At 71.9% G+C, this 21,434-nt stretch carries 20 protein-coding genes; 9 read left to right on the plus strand and 11 right to left on the minus strand.

Annotated features, from left to right (window positions below):
• Window positions 1-54: 54 nt before the first annotated feature.
• Together AAG827_RS05960 and AAG827_RS05965 are read left to right on the plus strand one after the other, a co-directional pair.
• A complete protein-coding gene (locus AAG827_RS05960; RefSeq protein WP_341924939.1) occupies window positions 55-552 on the plus strand; it encodes a DUF3093 domain-containing protein in 498 nt (165 codons plus the stop codon).
• A 9-nt stretch (window positions 553-561) separates the two neighbouring features.
• Entirely contained in the window at window positions 562-879 is a 318-nt protein-coding gene (locus tag AAG827_RS05965; protein ID WP_309649665.1) for a DUF4235 domain-containing protein, read from the plus strand.
• Window positions 880-906: 27 nt separating this feature from the next.
• On the opposite strand, the gene AAG827_RS05970 is transcribed toward AAG827_RS05965, so the two are convergent.
• From AAG827_RS05970 to AAG827_RS05980, 3 genes are all read right to left on the minus strand, one after another.
• A complete protein-coding gene (locus AAG827_RS05970; RefSeq protein ID WP_341924940.1) occupies window positions 907-1,197 on the minus strand; it encodes a DUF4193 domain-containing protein in 291 nt (96 codons plus the stop codon).
• Between the two features lie 111 nt (window positions 1,198-1,308).
• Entirely contained in the window at window positions 1,309-2,127 is an 819-nt protein-coding gene (locus AAG827_RS05975; RefSeq protein WP_341924941.1) for an inositol monophosphatase family protein, read from the minus strand.
• Between the two features lie 11 nt (window positions 2,128-2,138).
• Window positions 2,139-3,254 carry a ferrochelatase gene (locus AAG827_RS05980; RefSeq protein WP_341924942.1) on the minus strand — a complete coding sequence of 372 codons (1,116 nt, stop codon included), beginning with the start codon at window positions 3,252-3,254 and terminating at the stop codon, window positions 2,139-2,141.
• Window positions 3,255-3,287: 33 nt separating this feature from the next.
• Here AAG827_RS05980 and AAG827_RS05985 point away from each other — a divergent pair, with 33 nt between their 5' ends.
• The 4 genes from AAG827_RS05985 to AAG827_RS06000 all read left to right on the plus strand — a co-directional run bounded on the left by AAG827_RS05985 (window position 3,288) and on the right by AAG827_RS06000 (window position 7,502).
• Window positions 3,288-4,487 carry an MFS transporter gene (locus AAG827_RS05985; RefSeq protein WP_341924943.1) on the plus strand — a complete coding sequence of 400 codons (1,200 nt, stop codon included), beginning with the start codon at window positions 3,288-3,290 and terminating at the stop codon, window positions 4,485-4,487.
• On the plus strand, window positions 4,480-5,784 hold the full coding sequence (locus AAG827_RS05990) for a D-arabinono-1,4-lactone oxidase (protein WP_341924944.1): 1,305 nt from the start codon (window positions 4,480-4,482) through the stop codon (window positions 5,782-5,784). The genes AAG827_RS05985 and AAG827_RS05990 overlap by 8 nt, the downstream gene beginning before the upstream one ends.
• Before the next feature lie 75 nt (window positions 5,785-5,859).
• The gene (locus tag AAG827_RS05995) at window positions 5,860-6,384 is read left to right on the plus strand and encodes a SigE family RNA polymerase sigma factor (protein WP_341924945.1); all 525 of its coding nucleotides are present in this window, start codon (window positions 5,860-5,862) and stop codon (window positions 6,382-6,384) included.
• Complete coding sequence (locus AAG827_RS06000) at window positions 6,381-7,502, plus strand: hypothetical protein (RefSeq protein ID WP_341924946.1); 1,122 nt, start codon at window positions 6,381-6,383, stop codon at window positions 7,500-7,502. The genes AAG827_RS05995 and AAG827_RS06000 overlap by 4 nt, the downstream gene beginning before the upstream one ends.
• A gap of 35 nt (window positions 7,503-7,537) precedes the next feature.
• Here the strand turns inward: AAG827_RS06000 and AAG827_RS06005 are convergent, their stop codons facing one another.
• Window positions 7,538-8,158 carry a trimeric intracellular cation channel family protein gene (locus tag AAG827_RS06005; protein ID WP_341924947.1) on the minus strand — a complete coding sequence of 207 codons (621 nt, stop codon included), beginning with the start codon at window positions 8,156-8,158 and terminating at the stop codon, window positions 7,538-7,540.
• Between the two features lie 152 nt (window positions 8,159-8,310).
• Here AAG827_RS06005 and sepH point away from each other — a divergent pair, with 152 nt between their 5' ends.
• Both sepH and AAG827_RS06015 read left to right on the plus strand, forming a co-directional pair.
• A complete protein-coding gene (sepH, locus tag AAG827_RS06010; protein WP_341924948.1) occupies window positions 8,311-9,291 on the plus strand; it encodes a septation protein SepH in 981 nt (326 codons plus the stop codon).
• Between the two features lie 53 nt (window positions 9,292-9,344).
• The gene (locus AAG827_RS06015) at window positions 9,345-11,354 is read left to right on the plus strand and encodes an SDR family oxidoreductase (protein ID WP_341924949.1); all 2,010 of its coding nucleotides are present in this window, start codon (window positions 9,345-9,347) and stop codon (window positions 11,352-11,354) included.
• Window positions 11,355-11,378: 24 nt separating this feature from the next.
• On the opposite strand, the gene AAG827_RS06020 is transcribed toward AAG827_RS06015, so the two are convergent.
• From AAG827_RS06020 to AAG827_RS06035, 4 genes are all read right to left on the minus strand, one after another.
• Entirely contained in the window at window positions 11,379-11,990 is a 612-nt protein-coding gene (locus AAG827_RS06020; RefSeq protein ID WP_341924950.1) for an NAD(P)H-dependent oxidoreductase, read from the minus strand.
• A gap of 38 nt (window positions 11,991-12,028) precedes the next feature.
• Window positions 12,029-12,850: a sulfurtransferase gene (locus tag AAG827_RS06025; RefSeq protein WP_341924951.1), complete on the minus strand. Its 822-nt coding sequence runs from the start codon at window positions 12,848-12,850 to the stop codon at window positions 12,029-12,031.
• A gap of 124 nt (window positions 12,851-12,974) precedes the next feature.
• Window positions 12,975-14,651, minus strand: a complete 1,677-nt coding sequence (locus AAG827_RS06030) for an alkaline phosphatase D family protein (protein ID WP_341924952.1) — start codon at window positions 14,649-14,651, stop codon at window positions 12,975-12,977.
• Window positions 14,652-14,754: 103 nt separating this feature from the next.
• On the minus strand, window positions 14,755-15,408 hold the full coding sequence (locus AAG827_RS06035; RefSeq protein ID WP_341924953.1) for a thymidine kinase: 654 nt from the start codon (window positions 15,406-15,408) through the stop codon (window positions 14,755-14,757).
• An 81-nt stretch (window positions 15,409-15,489) separates the two neighbouring features.
• Here AAG827_RS06035 and AAG827_RS06040 point away from each other — a divergent pair, with 81 nt between their 5' ends.
• Window positions 15,490-16,737 carry a hypothetical protein gene (locus tag AAG827_RS06040; RefSeq protein ID WP_341924954.1) on the plus strand — a complete coding sequence of 416 codons (1,248 nt, stop codon included), beginning with the start codon at window positions 15,490-15,492 and terminating at the stop codon, window positions 16,735-16,737.
• Window positions 16,738-16,936: 199 nt separating this feature from the next.
• Here the strand turns inward: AAG827_RS06040 and AAG827_RS06045 are convergent, their stop codons facing one another.
• Genes AAG827_RS06045 through AAG827_RS06055 form a run of 3 tightly spaced genes read right to left on the minus strand, consistent with a single transcriptional unit; the run spans window position 16,937 to window position 21,398 of the window.
• Complete coding sequence (locus tag AAG827_RS06045; RefSeq protein WP_341924955.1) at window positions 16,937-18,076, minus strand: nucleotide pyrophosphatase/phosphodiesterase family protein; 1,140 nt, start codon at window positions 18,074-18,076, stop codon at window positions 16,937-16,939.
• The gene (locus tag AAG827_RS06050) at window positions 18,073-18,660 is read right to left on the minus strand and encodes a DUF5998 family protein (protein WP_341924956.1); all 588 of its coding nucleotides are present in this window, start codon (window positions 18,658-18,660) and stop codon (window positions 18,073-18,075) included. Before AAG827_RS06050 ends, AAG827_RS06045 begins: the two co-directional genes overlap by 4 nt.
• A gap of 23 nt (window positions 18,661-18,683) precedes the next feature.
• A complete protein-coding gene (locus AAG827_RS06055) occupies window positions 18,684-21,398 on the minus strand; it encodes a GNAT family N-acetyltransferase (protein WP_341924957.1) in 2,715 nt (904 codons plus the stop codon).
• Window positions 21,399-21,434: the final 36 nt, after the last annotated feature.

Raw genomic sequence — 21,434 nt, forward strand, 5'->3', positions numbered from 1 at the left:
GGGGACGAGCGGGTCGGGCGTGAGCACGCTGGGACCTTAGTGGAGACTTGTCCCGTGAGCAGCACCGCCGAGACCACCTCCTACAGCGAGCGCCTCGGCGTTCCCCTGCGCTGGTGGGTCCAGGGCACGATGCTGGTCGCCAGCCTCTGGCTGGCCCTCGTCGTCGCCGTGCCCGGACTGCTCTCCTGGGTGATCACGGCCGCGGCGATGCTGCTGCTCTCAGCCGCGCTGATCTCCTTCGGCTCCGCCCAGATCGCCGTGCGCGACGGGGTCCTGCGCGCCGGCCGCGCCTCGATCGACGCCCGCCACCTCGGTGTCGCGGTGGCCCTGGACGCCGAGGCCACCCGCCGCACGGCGGGGCGCGACGCGGACGTCCGCGCCTTCCTCCTGCTGCGTCCCTACCTCAAGCGCTCGGTCAAGATCGCGCTGCACGACCCGGCCGACCCCACGCCCTACTGGCTCCTGAGCACCCGGCACCCCGAGCGCCTGGTGGCTGCCCTCGACGCCCTCACCCGCACCTCACCCCGACGGCGTGACACGACGTCTGGCTAGGGTTGGGGCATGGCTTCCGACAGCTCCAAGATCTGGTCCGTCTTCTCGCTCGCCGCCGCGCTCGGCGCGGCCGCGGTCGCCAAGAAGGGCCTCAACACCTCCTGGAAGGCGGCGACGGGCAAGAACCCGCCCGCCAACCCGGCCGACCCCGACGTGGAGATCTGGGAGGCCGTGGCCTGGGCGACCGTGAGCGGCACGCTCATCGCCGTCGCGAGGATGCTGGCCACCCGCAAGGCAGCGCACTACTACGCGCGGTCGACGGGGCATCTGCCGCCGGGCCTGGAGAAGGACGGCCAGGACGCGAGCAAGCCCACGCCGGTCTCCTAGCGTCTCAGGCTCCAGGAGGGCGGACCCTCAGTCGCAGTCGCGGCAGATCATCTTCTTGGGGTCGGCCAGCTGGCTGCGGTGGTGGACCAGGAAGCAGCTCATGCAGGTGAACTCGTCCTCCTGCTTCGGCTTCACCTCCACGGCCAGTTCCTCGTGCGACAGGTCCGCCCCGGGGAGCTCGAAGGCCTCGGCGGCTTCCGCCTCGTCCTCGTCGACCTTGCCGGAGTTCTTGTCGTGGCGACGGGCCTTGAGCTCCTCGATGCTCTCCTCTGACTGCTCTTCCTCGTTCTTGCGCGGTGCGTCGTAGTCAGTAGCCATGCGTCGCTCACTCCCTTCGGCTGTGTGTGGCGGGCCAGATTGTGCACCATCGCCCCGACCCCGCCAAGGCCGATCGGGCGATAGGTCCGGGGAACGTCCGGTGAACTGCTGCTATTCCCCGCGCTCCGCGATGGTGACAGGCGCGGCAAAGCCTGCGTCGATGACGGCGGCGTGCAGCTCCTCGAAGCCGTGAGCCGGGCCACAGACGAGCAGCGTCATGCCACCTACGCCCGTGCCCAGCCGCGTGGTCGCACCCGCGGTCCGGGCGATGAGTCCACCGGCCGCGTGGTCCCACAGGTTGACACCCTCCTCGACGTAGCCGTCGAGCGAGCCGTCCGCGACCAGGCACAGGTCGAGGGCGCAGGAGCCGAGCCGGCGCAGGTCGCGGATGTGCGGCAGCAGCCGGCTCGCCGCCTGCGCCTGGAGCACCCGGACCTCGCGGTCGTAGGAGAAGCCGGTGGCGATGAGCCGGTGCGACAGCGGCGCCTCACCGCGTACGCCGATGGGTCGCCCGTCGCGCAGGGCGACCAGGTGGCCGTCCTGGCTCCGGGCGACGTACTCGGTGCCGGTGACGACGTTGAGCACGACCCCGGCCACGGCCTCGCCGTCGACCTCCGCGGCGATCGAGACGGCGTAGTTGGGCAGGCCGTAGAGGAAGTTGACGGTGCCGTCGATCGGGTCGATGACCCAGCGGACACCGGTGGTGCCTTCCTCGTCGTTGCCCTCCTCGCCGAGGAAGGCGTCGTCGGGCCGGCGGGCGCGGATCGTGTCGCGGATCAGCGTCTCGGCGGCACGGTCGGCCTCGGTGACGATGTCGACGTCGCTGGTCTTGGTCGCCGCGACGCTGACGCCGTCGGCCTTGCGGCCACGGATCAGGTCGGCGGCCAGTCGGGCGGCCTCGAGGGCCAGGTCGGCGAACTCGTCGGTCATCTCCGCGCCGATCAGGCGTCGCCGCAGAGGGCGGGCCGGTCGGCGCGCGGGTTGGCGCAGCAGCCGACCGGGCAGCGGTCCCACCGCGCGTCGAGGCGGCCGATGCTGGTGCGCACCACGTCCTCGCCGCGCTCGGCGGTCGCCCGCTCCAGCAGCAGGTCGCGGACCATCGCCACGAAGCGCGGGTCGGTGTCGGGGGTGGCGGCACGTCGCGCGGGCAGCCCCAGCTCCTCGGCGGTCGCGAGCGCCTCGGTGTCGAGGTCGTAGATGACCTCCATGTGGTCGGAGATGAAGCCGCTGGGGATCATCACCACGGCCGGCGCACCGGCCTCCTTGAGGGAGGTGAGGTGGTCGTTGACGTCCGGCTCGAGCCACGGGATGTGCGGGGCTCCCGAGCGCGAGCAGTAGACCAGCTCCCAGGGGTGCTCGACGCCGGTCTCGAGGGACACCTGGCGGGCGATCTCCTCGGCGGCGCTGAGGTGCTGGTCGACGTAGGCCCCGCCCTCGGGGCCGCTGGTCTCGTTCATCGAGAGCGGGATCGAGTGCGTGACGAAGGCCAGGTGGGCACCGGCCCGGACGTCCTCGGGCAGCTCGGCCAGCGAGGCCAGCGTCGCGTCGACGATCGGCTCGATGAAACCCGGGTGGTTGAAGTAGTGGCGCAGCTTGTCCAGCTGAGGGGCGCCCTCGAGGCCGTCGACCGCGTCGTAGAGGTTCTCGCGGTACTGCCGGCAGCTCGACCACGACGAGTAGGTGCTCGTCACGAAGCAGGCCGCGCGGGTGACGCCGTCGGCGGCCATCTGGGCCAGCGTGTCCTTGAGGTAGGGGTCCCAGTTGCGGTTGCCCCAGTAGACCGGGAGGTCGATGCCCCCGGCGGCCAGGTCGGCCTCGATGCGCTTCAGGAGGTCGCGGTTGAGGTCGTTGATCGGCGACTTCCCACCGAAGAGGTAGTAGTGCTCGCCGACCTGCTCGAGCCGCTCGCGCGGGATGCCGCGACCCCGGGTGACGTTCTCGAGGAAGGGCACGACGTCCTCGGGTGCCTCCGGGCCTCCGAAGGAGACCAGGAGCAGCGCGTCGTAGGGGGCGGCGTCGGGGGCGGCCACGGGGGCCGACGAGTCAGGATTGGGCACTCCCCCATCGTATGGACCTACCCTCAACCTCCCATGCTCGCCACCTATCGTCGGATCCTCGCCCGCCCCGGCACCGCCCTCTTCAGCGCGACCGGTCTCGTGGCGCGCCTGCCGATCTCCATGGTCGGGCTCGGGATCGTGCTCCTCGTCGAGGACGCGTCCGGCTCCTACGGCGTCGCTGGCGCCGTGTCGGCCGCGCACCTGCTGGCCAACGCGTTCTTCGCGATCCTCCAGGGTCGCCTCATCGACCGCGTCGGTCAGTCGCGGGTGCTGCCGGTCGTGATCACCGTCTGGGGCGTCGCCCTGTCCCTGCTGATGTGGTCGGTCGAGTCCGACTGGCCGATCCTGGCGACCTACGCCCTGGCGGCGCTCGCCGGCGCCTCGCTCCCGTCGGTGGGCACCTGCGTGCGGGCCCGCTGGTCGCACGCGACACGCGACCCCGACGAGCTCCAGACGGCCTTCGCGCTCGAGGCCGTGGCCGACGAGGCCGTGTTCATCACCGGCCCGATCCTCGTGACCGTGCTGGCGACCGCCGTGCACCCGGTCGCCGGACTCACCACCGCCCTGGTGACAGGCGTGCTGGGCACCTACGCCTTCGCAGCCCAGCGCCGCACGGAGCCGCCGACCCACCGGCGCCCCGAGCCGGGCGTCGACCGCCCGCGCATCCCCTGGGGCACGCTCGTGCCCCTGACCGTCGTCTCGACGGCGCTGGGTCTCCTCTTCGGAGCGGCCGAGGTGGCGACGGTCGCCTTCGCCGAGGAGCGCGGCGCCAAGGCCTACGCCGGCGTGCTGCTGGCCCTGTGGGCCGCGGGCTCGCTCATCGCCGGTGTCCTCACCGGGGCTGTGACCTGGCGTCGGGGGCCGGAGGTCCGGCTGCGCTGGGGCTCGCGGGCCATGACGGTGGCGATGGTGCCGCTCTTCTTCATCGACTCGATGGTGCTGATGGGTGCGGTCCTCTTCGTGGCCGGCTTCGCCATCGCCCCGACCCTGATCGCCACCATGTCGCTCTCGGAGAAGGTGCTGCCGCCGTCCCGGCTCACCGAGGGGATGGCTTTCCTCCAGACCGGCCTGGTCGCCGGGGTCGCACCGGGCGCAGCCCTGGCCGGCGTCGTGATCGACACCCAGGGGGCGTCGGCCGCCTACCTCGTCCCCGTCGCAGGCGGTCTGCTCGCACTCCTGGCAGCGCAGACGATCCGGGCTACCGTGGTCCCCGTGGCGGTGACACGTGACTGAGTGGGTGAACTGGTCGGGCCTCGCGAGCGCGCGCCCGCAACGGGTGGCGGAGCCCGTCGACACCGCCGCGGTGGTGGCCGAGGTGCACCGCGCGCGCACCGAGGGCACGACGGTCAAGATGGTCGGCACCGGCCACAGCTTCACCGCGATCTCGGCGCCCGAGCACACGATGCTCCGGCCCCAGTCGCTGAGCGGGGTGGTGGCGGTCGACCGCGACGCGATGACCGTCACGGCCCTGGCCGGGACCCAGCTCAAGGTGCTCAACGCCACCCTCGAGGGCCTGGGGCTGAGCCTGCACAACATGGGTGACATCGCCGAGCAGACGCTGGCCGGTGCGATCTCGACCGGCACCCACGGCACCGGCGGCGTCGTGGCGAGCCTGGCGGCCCAGGTCGTGGGGCTCGAGCTGGTGACCGGCACCGGCGAGGTGCTGCGGGCGAGCGCCGAGGAGAACCCCGACGTCCTCGAGCACGCCCGCCTCGGCCTGGGCGCCCTGGGCGTCCTCACCGAGATCACGTTCCGCGTCGAGCCGCTCTTCCTCCTCGAGGCCACCGAGCAGCCGATGCGCTGGGACGAGGCCCTGGGGTCCTTCGACCAGATGGTGGCCGAGAGCCACCACGTCGACCTCTACTGGTTCCCCCACTCCGACCGGATGCTGACCAAGCGCAACGACCGCCTCGCCGACGACCTCGGCTCGGCCCGACCGCTCTCGCGCACCCGCGCCTGGGTCGACGACGAGCTGTTGTCCAACAAGGCCTTCGGGCTGGTCACGGCCGCTGCCAACCACGCGCCCCGCGTGATCCCCCGGATGAACCGGATGAACGCCCGGATGCTCGGCGCCCGCACCTACAGCGACGTGGCCCACCGGGTCTTCACCACCGAGCGCAACGTGGTCTTCAAGGAGATGGAGTACGCCGTGCCGCGCGACGCCGGCCTGTCGGCGCTGCGCGAGGCTCGGGCCGCCCTCGACGCCTCCGACCTGACCGTCAGCTTCCCCGTCGAGATCCGGGTCGCGCCCGCCGACGACGTCCCGCTCTCGACCGCCAGCGGACGCGAGTCGCTCTACCTCGCCTTCCACACGCACCGCCGCGCCGACCACACGGCGTACTTCTCCCTGATGGAGCAGGTGATGCGCGCCCATGGCGGCCGCCCCCACTGGGGCAAGGTCCACACCCGCCAGGCCGACGGGCTCGCGCCGCTCTACCCCCGCTTCGACGACTTCCTCGCGATGCGCGACCGGCTCGACCCCGACCGGGTCTTCTCCAACGGCTACCTGCGACGGGTGCTCGGATCCTGATCGCTGCCGCGACCCGACGAACCTTTCGTCCGACCCACCTCGTCTGGTGGGCATGAGGATGACGAAGGAGCAGCGATGACCCGACGAGACGAGTTCGCCGAGTTCGTGACCGGGCGCTCGGGCGCCCTGCACCGCGCGGCCTACCTGATGGTCGGCGACCGGGCGCTCGCCCAGGACCTGGTCCAGGAGGCGCTGGTCAAGACCTACGCCGCGTGGCCCCGGCTGCGCGACAAGGGCAACGCCGAGGCCTACTGCCGCAAGGCCATCACGACCACCGCCATCTCGTGGTTCCGCCGCAAGAGCTGGAGCCACGAGCGCCCCTCCGAGTCCCTGCCGTCCGGTGCCGACGGCGGCCACGCGGACTCGGTGACCCAGAGCCAGTGGCTGTGGGAGGGCCTGCAGCAGCTCCCGCCGCGGCAACGCGCCGCGATCGTGCTGCGCTACTACGAGGACCTCACCGAGGTCCAGACCGCGGAGGCGATGGGCTGTGCCGTCGGCACGGTCAAGAGCCAGGTGTCAGCCGGCATCGCCAAGCTCCGCGAGCACCTCGGCGACGACGCCGACCTCCTCCCCCTGACCGACCTGGTGGTGAACCGATGACCGAGAAGCTCCGAGACCTGCTCCACGACCGCGCTGCCGACGTGGACTTCCCGACCCCCGACCTCGACGTGCTGGTGCGTGCCGGCGACCGACGCGTACGCCGCCGGCGCGGTGCCGTCCTCGGCGGCTCGCTCGCGGCGCTGGCCGTCGCTGCCGCGCTCGTCGCGCCCGTGCTCACCGACGACGGCTCCCCCGACGCGGCGTCGGGCCGCGACGCCGTGACCCTGCCGCTCGACATCGTGTCCTGGGCCGACGGCTCGGTGCTGCACGCCGGTCCCGCCGAGCTCGATCTCGGCGTGACGATCCGGGCCTTCGTGCAGACCACGGTCGGCTACGTCGTCGTCGACGCCGACGGGCGCGTGCTCTCCCTCGTCGACGGCGAGACCACCGAGGTCGGCTCCATCGAGTCCGGACGCCCCCGCCTGGTGGGCGACCACGACAGCGCCCTGGTGGGCTGGGTGGACAGCAGCGGCGAGCGTCCGACGTTCGTGGTCCTCGACCAGGCGGCCGACAAGGTCGCGCTCGAGGACTCCTCCGCCACGGAGGCCGGCATGGGCGACCTCGCCGACGAGAGCGACCCGGCCTACTTCTACGCGATCGACGGCGAGACGGCCTACTGGCGCGACCAGCGCGGCGCCGTGGCGGTCTCCGTCGTCACCGGGGAGGTCGACGTCATCGATGCCGATGCCCGCAACGGCTTCGACCTGATCGATGTCCAGGATGGCGTTCTCGCGTTCTACGGCGCCCAGGGCGTGGAGGTGGGAGAGACCCGTGCGTCGGCTCGTCCTCTGCGCGACGTCCTGGACGGCAACGTCCTGGAGAGCAACGGCGTCCTGTCGCCGCTGGCCACGATGTTTGCCCCCGACAGCGAGCAGGTGAGGGTCGTGGGCCGCAACGGCACCCCGCTGGCCCCCAGCCTGCCGACGTCCTACTTCTTCTCGACGGTCTACGAGTGGGCCGACGACGAGACGGTGCGGGTCATCGCGCTCGAGGCCGACGACCCGAGCGCGGACCTCTTCTCCTGCTCGATCCTCACCTCCGGCTGCACGCTGCTCATCGACGGCGCCGGCGCCGAGGGCGAGCTCCAGCTGCCCACCGGCGAGACCCTCGGCGGCTGAGGGCGTCGAGACCCCGCTAACAGCCCGCGGCCGGCTCAGACGCTGGCGGGCCCGGTGGGCATCGGGGCCTGCCAGCCGCGCCACATGGCCAGCAGCCGCCAGGTCAGGCAGACGGCGGCCCCGGTGACGGCGACGACGACCACCGGAAGGTCGGCGCGGGTGCCGAGCACGGCCACGGTGGCACCGGCGAGGGCCGGGGTCGCATAGAGCTCACCCCGGAAGACCACCGGGACGCGACCGGCCAGCAGGTCGCGCAGCATGCCGCCGCCGATCCCGGTGAGCATGCCCATCAGCGCCGCCGGGAGCGGCCCGAGACCGTAGTCGAGCGCCTTGGTCGCACCCGCCACGCAGAAGAGCGAGAGACCGAAGGCGTCGAAGACGTTGACCATGCGCTCCATGCGCCCGAGCAGCGGGTGGAAGACGAAGGTGAGCAGCCCGGCCGCCGCGGGGACGAGCAGGTAGCGCCAGTCGGCCAGCGCCGTGGGCGGCGTGGCGTCGATGAGGACGTCGCGCAGGAAGCCGCCGCCGAGCCCCGTCGTGCCGGCCAGGACGAGGACGCCGAAGACGTCGAGGTCCTTGCGCACGGCCACCAGCGCACCGGAGATGGCGAAGACGAAGATCCCGACCAGATCCAGGACGACCAGGGTGCTCGGCACCTGGGAAGAGTAGTGCCCCCGGCACTCGGATCCGCAGGCGGAGATTCGCAGGTGGGCACGCCGCCCGGTGACCGGGCGGCACCCCTCCGCTGGCGTAGGCTCGACCAGACCGCAGCACCCACCTCACACCGCAGGACTCAGGAAGCAGACCGATGGCGCACCTCACGCTCGCAGGAGTGAGCGACGACGGCCAGCGCCTGCTCCTGGTCAGCGATGCGGGCGTGGAGCACACCCTCGACATCGACCGCCGTCTGCGGGCCGCACTCCGCGGCGACAGCTCTCGCCTCGGCCAGTTGGAGATTCAGATGGACTCATCCCTCCGTCCCCGCGACATCCAGGCCCGCATCCGGGCCGGCGAGTCGCCCGAAGCGGTCGCCCAGGCCGCGCAGACCAGCATCGAGAAGATCATGGTCTACGCCGGCCCGGTCCTCGCCGAGCGTGAGCACATCGCCGACCGGGCGCAGCGCTCCACCGTCCGTCGTACGACGGGTGAGCCGGCGGGCGGTGCCCGGACCCTCGGGGACGCCGTCGAGGCGCACCTGCGCTCACTCAACGTGGACCCGTCGACGGTCACCTGGGACGCCTGGCGGCGCGAGGACGGCCGCTGGTCGCTGCGCGGCGGCTTCGAGTCGATCAAGCGCAAGGGCACCGCCGAGCTCACCTTCGACGCGCCGGGCAACTTCGTGCTGCTCGACAACGAGGACGCGCGCTGGCTGGTAGGCGAGGCCGTGGCATCCGCCCCCGAGCCGCGCGACGACCTCCGCTCGGCGCGCACCCGCCGTCTCTCCTCGGTCCCGGCCGACGAGCTGCCCCTGGGCGACGACGTCATCGAGATGGTCAGCCACGACGTGGAGCCGGCGGCTGAGCCCGCCGACCTCGGGAGGGACCTCGGGGGCGACATGCCGCTCGAGGCGTTCCTCGACGACTCCCCCGCCTCCGACGACCCGGAGGCCCGCGAGGAGGCCGCCGAGGCAGCCGAGGCCGAGGCGCCCGTCGAGGAGCCCGTCGAGGAGCCTGCCGCCGAGACGGACCCGGCCGAGAACGAGCCGCCAGCCCGCCGGCCCGCCAAGAAGCGCGGCCGGGCGTCGGTGCCGAGCTGGGACGAGATCATGTTCGGCGGCGGCGACCAGTAGGCCGTCCGCGGTGACCCCTGCCACCGGGGGTTGCCCCCGAGTAGTCTCCGGTCATGTCGTACTTCGTGACCGGCGCCACAGGATTCATCGGCCGCCACCTCGTCCAGGAGCTCGTCGACCACCGCGAGGGCGACGTGTTCGTGCTGGTGAGGGCCGGCTCGATGGCCCGCATGGAGGCGCTGATCATGCGCTGGGGCTCCTCCCGGGTGGTGCCGGTCGTCGGTGACCTCGGCCAGCCCGGCCTCGGGGTCGACGAGGCCTGGGTGTCCGAGCACGCAGGCTCGATCGAGCACTTCTTCCACCTCGCGGCGATCTACGACATGACGGCCGACGACGCGACCAACGAGGCGATGAACGTCGGCGGCACCCGCAACGCCGTCGCGCTGGCCGACGCGCTGCAGGTGGGCTGCTTCCACCAGGTCTCCTCCGTGGCGGCGGCCGGTGAGTTCCAGGGCCGCTTCGACGAGACCATGTTCGACGAGGGCCAGCACCTGCCCTCGCCCTACCACCGCACGAAGTTCGAGTCCGAGCGCATCGTGCGCGAGGAGGCGAGCGTGCCGTGGCGCGTCTACCGCCCGGCGATCGTGGTCGGCGACAGCCAGACCGGCGCCATGGACAAGGTCGACGGCCCCTACTACTTCTTCCCGCTGATGAAGCTCATGCGCGACACCCTGCCCTCCTGGCTGCCGCTGGTCGGGATGGACCTCGGCGACACCAACGTCGTGCCCGTCGACTACGTCGCCAAGGCGATGGACCACCTCGCCCACCTGCCCGGTCGCGACGGTGAGGCCTTCCACCTGGTCAACCCCGAGCCGCAGCCGACCGTCGACATGGTCAACGCCTTCTGCAAGGCCGCCGGCGCACCGACGTTCGCCATGCCGCTGGACCGCTCGGTCACCCAGGGCGGGCCGATGGCGCTGCTCCCCCGCCGCCTGCGCCCGTCCTCGGTGCTCAACGGCCTGGTGAAGAACCCGGCCGTGCAGCTGCTCCTCGACCAGACCGTCGGTCGCTTCGGCATCCCCGCCGAGGTGCTGGCCCACACCGGCTTCACGGCCGTCTTCGACTCCCGCCGCACCGAGAAGGCGCTGGCCGGGTCGGGCATCGCGGTGCCCGACCTCGAGTCCTACTCGCGCACCCTGTGGAACTACTGGGAGGAGCACCTCGACGAGTCGACCGGGCGCGACCCCAAGATCCGCGCTGCGTTGGGCGGCAAGCACGTCGTCATCACTGGCGCCTCCTCCGGCATCGGCCAGGTCGTGGCGCTCAAGGTCGCGCAGGCCGGCGGCATCCCCGTCCTCGTCGCCCGCGGCAAGGACAAGCTCGAGGACACCAAGGCCACGATCGAGATGCGCGGCGGCACCGCCCACGTCTATCCCTGCGACCTGTCCGACCTCGAGGCGATCGACCGGTTGTGCGAGCAGATCGTGGCCGAGCTGCCGTCGGTCGACTTCGTCATCAACAACGCCGGCCGCTCGATCCGCCGCTCGCTGAAGCTCTCGCACGACCGCTTCCACGACTTCGAGCGCACCATGCAGCTCAACTACTTCGGCGCGATCCGGCTGATCATGGGCCTGGTGCCGGCCATGCGGTCGCAGCACCGCGGCCACGTGGTCAACATCAGCTCCATCGGGGTGCAGACCAACCCGCCGCGTTTCTCGGCGTACGTCGCCTCCAAGGCGGCGCTCGACTCCTGGAGCAACGTCGTGTCGTCGGAGCTCGTGGGCGACGGGGTGACGTTCACCAACATCCACATGCCGCTGGTGCGGACGCCGATGATCGCGCCGACCAAGCTCTACGACAAGTTCCCCACGATCTCACCGGCGCAGGCCGCCGACCTCGTGGTGACCGCCATGGTCGACCGTCCCCACGAGATCAACACGATGCTCGGCAACGCCGGCGCGATCGCGCACACGGTGGCGCCCAAGCTGGCCTTCCGGGTGCTCAACATGGCCTACCACGTCTTCCCCGACTCGGCGGCCGCCAAGGGCGCCGACGCCACCGGCGGCACGCGCGAGTCGGAGCAGATCATGCTGGCCAAGGTGTTCAAGGGCATCCACTGGTGACGCCGTCGCTCTCGGTCCTCCGGCTCAGCTGACGGGCGGGTACTGCGACCCCTTCAGCAACCGGGCCAGGTGGGCGGCGTTAGCCGCGAGGGTGCGGGTGGTGAGCGCGGTCTTCTCGGGGCGCTCGTCGAGGTCGTGGTAGTCGGTGCCCTGCATCGCCTCGCCGACCCAGTAGGTCACCCCGTTGGCGGGGATGGTGAAGCCGACGTCGCTCAGCGACTGGAAGAGCTCGGCCGAGGTGTGGTGGGCGCCGTCCTCGTTGCCGACGGCCGCGACCCCGGCCACCTTGCCGAAGGTGGACATCCGGCCCTCGTCGTCGGTCTCGCTGATCTCGGCGTCGAGCCGCTCGCAGACCATCTTGCTGACCGACCCGGGCTGCCCCATCCAGATCGGGGTGGCGAGCACGAGGATGTCGGCGGCGAGCATCTTGTCGCGGATGGCGGGCCAGCCGTCACCGTCCCCCTCGTCGGTGGACACGCCGAAGCGCACGTCGTGGTCGACGACGCGGACGATCTCGCTCACGACGTCGTGCTCGGCCAGCGCGGCCACGAGCTCGGTGGCCAGCAGCTCCGAGCTGGACGGGGCCGGTGACTTCTTGAGGGTGCAGTTGAGGATCAGGGCGTTGAGTGTCGACATGCCCTACCGGTACCCGCCTGGGAGCCGGCTCAGCCGGCTCAGCCGGTGGCGACCGGACGCGTCGGGTCGGTGATCCAGCCGCTCCAGCTGTCGGGGTAGAGCGCCGCTCGCACCCCGGCCACCTCGAGCGCCAGCAGGTCGTGGGTGGCGGTCACGCCCGAGCCGCAGTAGGCCGCCACGTCGGCGCCCGGAACGGCCCCGACGTCGGCATAGATCACCCGGAGCTCCTCGGGCGAGCGGAAACGGCCGTCGGCGGTCAGGTTGCGCGAGGTCGGCACGTTGACCGCGCCGGGGACGTGGCCGGCGACGGGGTCGACCGGCTCGGTCTCCCCGCGGTAGCGCTCGGCGGCTCGAGCGTCGACGAGCACCGCGACGTCGAGGACCCCGTCGGCGTCCACCATCGGCATGCCCTGCTCGCCGGAGCAGGCGAAGTCACCGGGGCGGGGGGCGACCGGCCCGCTCTCGAGCGCACCGCCCTCCTCTCGCCAGGCCGCCAGCCCGCCGTCGAGGACCCGCACGTCCGGGTGCCCGTGGAAGCGCAGCAGCCACCAGGCCCGGCCGGCCGCGTGGGCCGCCCAGTCGTCGTAGACCACGACCGGCCGGTCCAGGTGCACCCCCGCGCGCCGCATGGCCTCGCCGAAGACCTCCGGCTCGGGCAGCGGGTGCCGCCCGCCCTCGCCGGCCGGGGCAGCCAGGTCGGTGTCGAGGTCGACGTAGACCGCACCCGGGAGGTGGGCCTCGGCGTGCTCCGCCGCACCGGTGGCGCTGCCCATCCGGTAGCGCACGTCGAGCAGGGTCACGGGCTGCCGCGCGGCCAGGAGCTCGCTCAGCTCCTGCGCGGAGATCAGGGGGCTGGTCACGCGGTCATTGTGCCGCGCGGTGGTGGGCCATGCCCGTGGCCGCCGGGTCCCAGGGGTTGCGGATTGGTCACCAACCGCATGTTTCTCGCCGTTCGAGCCGCGGTTGGTGACCAATCCGCAGGCGTCAGCCGACCGGGCGGCCGACCTCCTGGACCGTGCTGGAGCCGGCGAGCGAGCGGAACGAACGGGTCCAGGTGACCGGGGCGCGACGGTCGGAGCGCGAGCCGATGACGAACCAGTCGCACTGGACACGCTCGGCGGTGACGTCGAGGACGCAAAAGCCGTGGTCGTCGAAATTGAGGTACTTGATGTGCTGGTTGGCCGCGAGGATCGCCGCCTCGGCCGCCAGGTTGGGTGCCGAGCGGGGCGGCGTGCCGAGCACGTCCTTGAGGTTGTCGGAGGTGACCGACGTGCAGACGAACTCCACGGCCACCGAGCCGGTCAGCGGATAGCTCCCGGCGTCGACGGGCACGTCCATCGCCCACGCGCTGTGGATGTCGCCGGTGAGGAAGACCGTGTCGGAGACCTCGGCCTGCTGGAGGTGGTCGATGACCGTGCGCCGGTCGGCGGTGTAGCCGTCCCACTGGTCGGGGTTGGCGTAGATGCCGTCCTGTGGCAGCAGCGGCGAGAGCGTGTTGATGGCCGTGACCACGTCGCGCGGCAGCGCCGCGACCTTGAGCGGGGCGAACATCACCGAGGTGCCGACGAGCTTCCACTGTGCGCGTCGGTCGTCGAGACCGTCGGTGAGCCAGTCGAGCTGGGCCCGGCCGGTGAGGGTGCGGTCGGGGTCGTCGACCGCCGCGTCGGTGCCGGTCATGGTCACCTGCTGGTCACGGTAGGTGCGCAGGTCGAGCATGCTGAGCTCGGCGAGCCGCCCGAAGCGGATCCGGCGGTAGAGGCGGGTGCCGTCACCCAGGGCCGCCGTGCCGTCGAGGCGCGCGGGCATCCACTCGTCGTACGCCCGGTGCGCGCGAGCCCGACGCCGGGCATAGCTGCCCTCGCCGTCGGGTCCGCCGCCGGGAGTGTGGTTCTCCGCTCCGTCGCGGTAGGCGTCGTTGGTGACCTCGTGGTCGTCCCAGGTGACGATCCAGGGGAGCTTCGCGTGGGCGTCCTGGAGGTCGGGGTCGGTCTTGTACTGCGCGTGGCGCTGGCGGTAGTCGGCCAGCGAGACGATCTCGTGGTCGGGCACGTGGGCCCGCAGCTTCTTCGTCCCCGACTCGTAGAGGTAGTCGCCGAGGTGCACCACCGCGTGCAGGTCGTCACGCGCCGCGAGCCCGCGGTAGGCGGCGAAGAAGCCCTCCGGCAGGTTGGAGCAGGAAGCGAAGCCGAGGCGCAGGTTGCCGGGGTCGCTGTCGGCGGCCGGGGCCGTGCGGGTGCGTCCGACCCGACTGCGCACGTCGCCGTCGGGGGTGCTGAGGACGAAGCGGTAGTGGTACCAGGTGGCCGGCTCCAACCCCGTGACGTCGACCTTGACCGTGTGGTCCCGGCCGGGACCGGTGCGGGCGGCCCCTCGTCGTACGACGCGGCGGAACCGAGCGTCCCGGGCCACCTCCCAGCGCACCGCGACCTGCGGGCCCTTGCCCGACCCGGGCTTGATGGCCGGGGTCGGTGTCACGCGGGTCCAGATCACGACAGCCTGGGGCAGCGGGTCGCCCGAGGCGACGCCGTGGGCGAAGACCCGGCGGGTGGCGGCCGTGGGAGCGGCGGCCGGCGCTGCTGCTGGTGCGGCCGTGGCGCGGGCGGTGAGGGCGACGGCGGAGGCGCCGGCCCCCGTGGCGAGGACGGTACGACGAGTGGTCACGCAGGGCGCAACGAGACCGGCCGAGCCGGGGTCACGGCGCTCGTGCCGGTGTCGACGAGTGTTCACCTGCCGGTGGCCCAGCCGTCCCTGACCCGCGGGACGGTCAGCCGAACGGCAGCGGCTCCGGGGCGAGGCTGACGGCCTTGGCCCGCGCTGCGGTGAGCTTGCGCCGGTGGTGCTGGCGGCAGAGCACCTCGTAGGCGACCTCGGCGGGTGGGCCGTCCTGCGCCTCGACGTCGCCGACGACGATGACCTCCCCCTCGGTGACCATGACGCCGTCCTCGGTGCGGGCGTTGTGGGTGGCCCGCTTGCCGCACCAGCACAGCGCCTCGACCTGGAGGACCTCGGTGCGGTCGGCGAGCTCGACCAGCCGCTGCGATCCCACGAAGAGCTGGGTGCGGAAGTCGGTGAGGATGCCGAAGCAGAAGACGTCGATCTGGAGCTCGTCGACGACCTTGGCCAGGGCGTCGACCTGGTCGCGGGAGTAGAACTGCACCTCGTCGCAGATCAGGTAGTCGATGCGACCACCCTGCGTCAGCGAGTCGACCACGAAGCGCCAGAAGTCGAAGTCGGGTGTCACCTCGATGGCGTCGTGGGTCAGTCCCAGGCGCGAGGAGATGTGCGCCGCACCGGCGCGGTCGTTGCAGGTGAAGATTCGCCCGGAGCGGCCACGGGCGGCGTGGTTGTGGTTGGTCTGCAGCGCGAGGGTCGACTTGCCAGCGTCCATCGTCCCGGTCCAGAAGGTCAGCTCAGCCACCGGCGGATCCTCTCACCTCGCCGGCAGGTGCAAGGGACATCCCTCTTGTGGGACGTGAGTCACGTCACTACGTTCGCCCCTGTGATCCGACTCGGAGGGCCTACCGCCCTGTCTCCCCGCCTCTGCCTGGCCCTGCTCGGCGCGCTCGTCGTCGCGCTCCTCGCGGTCCCGGTGACCTCCAGCCCCGCACGGGCCGACGGCCCGGGCGTCGGTGCGCCCTGGGTGGTGAGCCTCGGCGACTCCTACATCAGCGGCGAGGCCGGTCGCTGGGCCGGCAGCTCCAACGCCTCCTCGAGCCGGGCAGACGCGCTCGGCCCCACGGCGTACTTCGACAACGCCTCGGGGACCGCCGAGCAGATCGACCGCTGCCACCGCAGCCGGTCCGCGGAGGTCTACATCGGTGGCGGGGTGAGCGGCCTCAACCTGGCCTGCTCCGGTGCCACCACGGCGACGAGCGGAGGCAACGGCGACACCTTCAAGCCCGGGCTGGACTTCTACGACAACGGGGCCGGGCAGGTGGGCCAGGCCAAGGCGCTGCAGCAGTTCGCCTCGACGCACAACGTGAAGATGGTCTCGGTCTCCATCGGCGGCAACGACTTCAACTTCGCCTCGATCGTGCAGTCCTGCGTCGTGAACTTCCTCTACTCCCCCACGTGGGCCAAGGACTACTGCAAGGACGACAGTTCGGTCGTCAGCAACTTCACCGCCGCCAACGTCTCGGCTGTGAAGGCCCGCATCTCGGGTTCCTTCCGCAACGTGCAGGCCGCCATGCGCAACGCCGGCTACGCCGACACCTCGTGGACCCTCCTGGTCCAGACCTACCCCTCGCCCCTCCCGCGCGGCAGCGGCATCCGCTACTCGCAGAGCGGCTACAGCCGCCAGAGCACCGGCGGCTGCGGCTTCTGGAACGCCGACGCCGACTGGGCCAACGACTACGCGCTGCCCACCATCAACTCGACCGTGACCGGCGCCGTCGCCGCCTCCGGCCTGCCCAACGCCAAGGTCCTGGACCTGTCGTCGGCCTTCAACGGTCGCCGGCTGTGCGAGAGCACCGTGGGGCTCTACGAGGAGAAGGGCATCGCGAGCTGGCAGTCGGCCGGTGCGGTCGACCAGACCGAGTGGGTCAACCAGATCCGCACGGTCTCGACCTGCTGCGGCTCCTCGAGCCCCTACTACATCCAGGAGTCGCTGCACCCCAACTACTGGGCCCAGCTCGCCACCCGCTCCTGCGTCCGCCAGGCCTACAACGGCGGCGCCGTCCGCGGCGGACGCTGCTCGATCTCCGGCACCGGGCTGGTCAACGGCGAGCCCCGCATGACCCTGCAGTAGGCCGAGTCGGCGCGATGTTGCACCGCGGGCCGCTTCATCAAGGTATGCCGGTGACACGCCACTCCCCACGACGTGCACCCCATGGGGAGTGGCGTGTCGCCATGGGAAGTGCCTGACCAGCCCGCCGCTCGACCGTGGGAGATGGAGGTTCGTCGACATACCTTGATGAACCGGCCGCCAAGTGGCCGCCGCGCGCCGCTCAGTCCACGACCAGCGGGATCAGCATCTCGTCCTCGGTGAGCGAGCCGTGCAGCCCGACGAGACCGGCCTCGTAGGGGAAGTCGCGGGTGGAGAGGATCGCGTGGTCGGAGCGGCAGGCGACGACGACGTCACCCAGCCGCGGCATGACCAGCGAGGAGACCGGCCCGAACCAGCCACGACCGATCGCCGCCGAGCGCGTCATCACCTCGGCCCGCTCCCCCAGCACCGCCGACCAGGTCGCGACGACGTCGTCGACGGCACCGCCGGAGCAGTAGAGGTGACGGAAGCGTGCCTCACCGCCGATGAGCGCCACGCCGTCGCGCAGCTCGTGGTGCTCGTCGACGTCGATGCGCCGGTCGACCGGCGAGTCGACCATGCCGTGGTCGGCGATGACGACCAGCCGCACGTGCGACGGCAGCGTCTCGCGCAGCTGCTCGGCCTCGGCGTCGATCATCGACAGCTGCATCAGCCACTGGCTCGACGCGACGCCCCACTGGTGACCGGTCCGGTCGAGGTCGCCGTCGTAGAGGTAGGTCAGCGACGGCGACACCGCCGACGACGCCACCGCTGCAGCGATCCGCTCGCCCACCAGGTCGGCGCCGACGTAGTCGCCGCCACGGTGCGCGGCCCGGGTCAGGCCGCTGCGCTCGAACTCGCGCTTGTTGACGACCGTGACCGGCACCCCGGCCGACTGGAGCCGCCCGAAGGCGGTCTGGTGCGGCTGCCACTCCAGCGGGTCGACGTCCTGGTCCCAGAAGAGCGCGTTGAGCAGCTGGCCGGTGCCGGGGACGCGGGAGGTGAAGCCGACCATGCCGTGCGCGCCGGGAGGCAGCCCGGTGCCGAGCGAGGTGAGGCTGGTGGCGGTCGTCGACGGCACCCCGCAGGTCGCGGGCAGCTGGTCGGCGAGCAGCTCCGAGAGGTAGGGCGCAGCGTGGGCGTAGCGCTTCAAGAGGTTGGCACCGAGCCCGTCGATCAGGAACACGACGTACGACGACGCGTCGGGCAGCACCAGGCCGGTCGGCTCCGCGGCTCCCGGGACGCCGAGCGCAGCGGCGACCGCCGGGACGACGTCACCGAGCGAGCGCTGGCCGTAGGCCGGCTCGAGGAAGTGCGGTCCCCCCGAGGACGGGTGGCTCACCCGGAGTGGGTCCGCGCCGAGAGCGACTCGGCGAAGGACAGCAGCCCGGCGACCGCGTCGAGGCCGTCGGCCGCGGCCGAGACCCGCAACGAGAAGTCGTCGGAGGCCATGACGCCGGTGTAGCCGTGGTCGGCGTCGCACTCGGGGTCGCTGCAGCCGGCTGGCTCGAGGTCGAGGCGGCTGACACCGCCCCAGCCGATCGTCATGACGGCCTCGGCCGGCGGCGTGGGGCCGCCGGTCGGGTTGGCGGTCATGCGCGTCACCACGACCGACTTGACCGCCGAGAGCCGCACGGCCTCGGTGGAGGTCGACGTGTAGGGCTCGGGCAGCAGGTCGTCGCCGGCGTGCTCGTCGGTGTGCGCCAGGACCAGCCGCGAGGGCGTGAGCACGATGACGCTCTGGTGGCGGCGCACCTCGTCGCGCTCGAAGGTGGGCTCGTGGTGGACGAAGAACGAGACGACCTGCTCGCCGGCGATCGCGGAGACCACCCCGTCGGCCACGACCTCGGGGTAGTAGCCGGTGCGGTCGATGGCCTCCCTGAGCTCCAGGATCCGGTCGCGGTCGTCGGTGCGGGTGCTGCGCATGGGCGTCAGTCTGTCACGAGGCCTCAGCCCGGGATCGTGTCCCCGAGCAGGTCGGGCATCCGGCGCACGAAGAGGTCCGAGCGCAGCTCGGCGACCTGCTCCACCCGGGCCTCGGCGGTGAGGACCGTGCAGCCGTCGGGACCGGCCAGGACGAGGCCCAGCTCCAGCGAGCTGATCTGGGGCAGGTCGTTCTGCAGCTGGGCGACACGGCTGATCAGGCGCTCGATCTCGGCCACGTCGACGACGTCGGCGCCGCGGTAGCCGAAGAGCATCGGCGAGCTCTTCACCTCGCGCACCATGGCGGCCGCGTCGCGGGCGCCCAGCGGCGGGATCCGGTAGGACTTGTCGGCCAGCAGCTCGATGATCGGCCCGGAGATCCCGAAGGAGACGACCGGCCCGAAGAGCGGATCCTCGAGGCTCCGGATCGCGACGGGCACGCCCGGGGGCGAGTTCTTCTGGACCACGAAGCCGGCGGCGACCGGGTCGCCGACGAGCTGGGTCAGGGACTCCCACGCATCACGCATGGTCGAGCTCGAGTCGATGTTGCGCCACACGTGCGCCAGGTCGGGCCGCTCGCGCAGCGGGTGGGAGGTCGCCTTGAGCACGACGTCCCAGCCGAGCTCGCGACCCGCCGCCTGGGCCTGCCGCAGGGTGGTGACCGGGAGGGCCGACCACAGCTTGATGCCGTAGGAGCCGAGCAGCTCGCCCACCTGGTCGCGCGTGAGGCTGCTGCCCTGCGGGTGCTCGGAGAGGACGGAGTTGACCAGCTGGCGCGCTGAGCCGAGGTCGACCTCGGCCGGGTCGGGCGCCGGGCCGTCGGGCGTGCGCAACCACACGGCGTACTCGACGACGCGCGCCAGCGCGCGCACGGCGGCCTCGACAGCGGGGTAGGACGGCACGGAGCCGCGCCCGGCCGTCGAGCCGGCCACGTCGGGCACCCGCAGCAGCTCGGGGACACCCTCGGCGCCGAGGAACGACGACACGAGCGGCTTGTCGGACTGCTCACCGACCGCGGCGAGCACGTTGGCGACGTCCTCGCCGGAGACGTTGAGCGGGGGGATGTAGACGGCGATGACCGAGTCGATCTCGGGGTCGTCGATGGCAGCGTCGAGCGCGTCCTCGAAGTCCTCGGCCGTGGCCTCCGCGCCGAGCGCCACCGACTTGTTGACGACCAGCCCGACCGCGACGGCGGCGTCGGCGGCGAGCAGCCCGAGGGCGTCGGAGTTGCCGACGATCGCCACGCGGCGACCCCGCGGCAGCGGCTGGTGGGCCAGCAGCTGCGCGACGTCGAACATCTCCTCGAGGGTGTCGACCTGGATCACCCCGGCCTGGCGGAACATCGCGTCGACGGCCTGCGGCGGCGCGGCGATCCGGCGTACGGCGTGGCCCATGGGCACGCCCTGGGTCGTGCGACCGGAGCGCACGGCGATGATCGGCTTGCGCAGCGAGACCCGGCGCGCGATGCGGGAGAACTTGCGGGGGTTACCGATCGACTCCAGGTAGAGCAGGACGACCTCGGTGGACGCGTCCTCCTCCCAGTACTGGAGGAGGTCGTTGCCGGAGACGTCGGCGCGGTTGCCGGCGCTGACGAACGTGGACAGGCCCAGTCCCCGGTTGGCGACCTTCTCGAGGATCGCGGAGCCCAGGGCACCGGACTGGCAGAAGAAGCCGGCGCGACCGCGGGCGGGCATCACCGAGGACAGCGAGGCGTTGATGGAGACCGCGGGATCGGTGTTGATGATGCCGAGGCAGTTGGGGCCGATCAGGCGCAGGCCGTAGGAGCGCGAGAGCCCCACGAGGCGGCGCTGGCGCTTGCGGCCCTCCTCGCCGGTCTCGGCGAAGCCCGAGGAGATGACGACCAGGCCGTGCACGCCCTTGGCTGCGCAGTCGAGGACGACGTCCTCGACCTTGTCGGCCGGCACGGCCACGATCGCCACGTCGACGTCGTCGGGGATGTCGCCGACGGTCTTGTAGGCCGGCATCCCGGACACCGCGTCGGCGCTCGGGTTGACGACGTAGACGCGGCCGGTGAAGTCACCGGTCACGAGGTGACGCACGAGCGCCTGGCCGATCGTGTCCTGGCGGCGGCTGGCGCCGATGATCGCCACCGAGCGCGGGTTGAAGAACCGCTCGATGGAGGCCGACTCGGCGCGGTGCTCGCGCCCGCGCATCACGCCGATGGCGGTGTCGGTCGGGTCGATGGGGAACTCGAGGACCAGCACGCCCTCGTCGTACTCGCTGGCGATGGAGTAGCCCGCGTCGCGGAAGGTCTGGATCATCCGGTGGTTGTCGGGCAGGACCTCGGCGGTGAACTTCTCGACGCCGCGCTCGCGGCCGGCCTGCGCGAGGTGCTCGAGGAGCAGCTGGGCGATGCCGCGACCGTGGTGCTGGTCCTCGACGAGGAAGGCCACCTCGGCCTCACCGGGCTTGACCACGTCGAAGCGACCCACCGCGATCATGTGGCCCTGGAGCAGCAGCACGAAGGCGACGCGGTCCTGGTGGTCGACCTGGGTGAAGCGGGCCACGTCGCGCTCGGAGAGCTTGGGCATGGGGCTGAAGAACCGGTAGTACTTCGACTGGTCGCTCACCCGTGCGTAGAACTCGACGAGCAGCTCGGCGTCGTTGGGGGCGATCGGCCGGATGTGGGCCGTGCGCCCGTCGCGCAGGAGGACGTCGGCCTCCCAGTGCCGCGGCGCGGTGGGGGGCTCGTCGGGCTGGGGGGAAGCCTCGGCGGTCACGCTCTGCAATCTATCCCGTCCGACCTGGGCGGCGTG

Origin of the sequence: Nocardioides psychrotolerans, assembly GCF_943371775.1 — a bacterium.
In the GTDB taxonomy this organism is placed as follows: Bacteria; Actinomycetota; Actinomycetes; order Propionibacteriales; family Nocardioidaceae; genus Nocardioides; species Nocardioides psychrotolerans_A.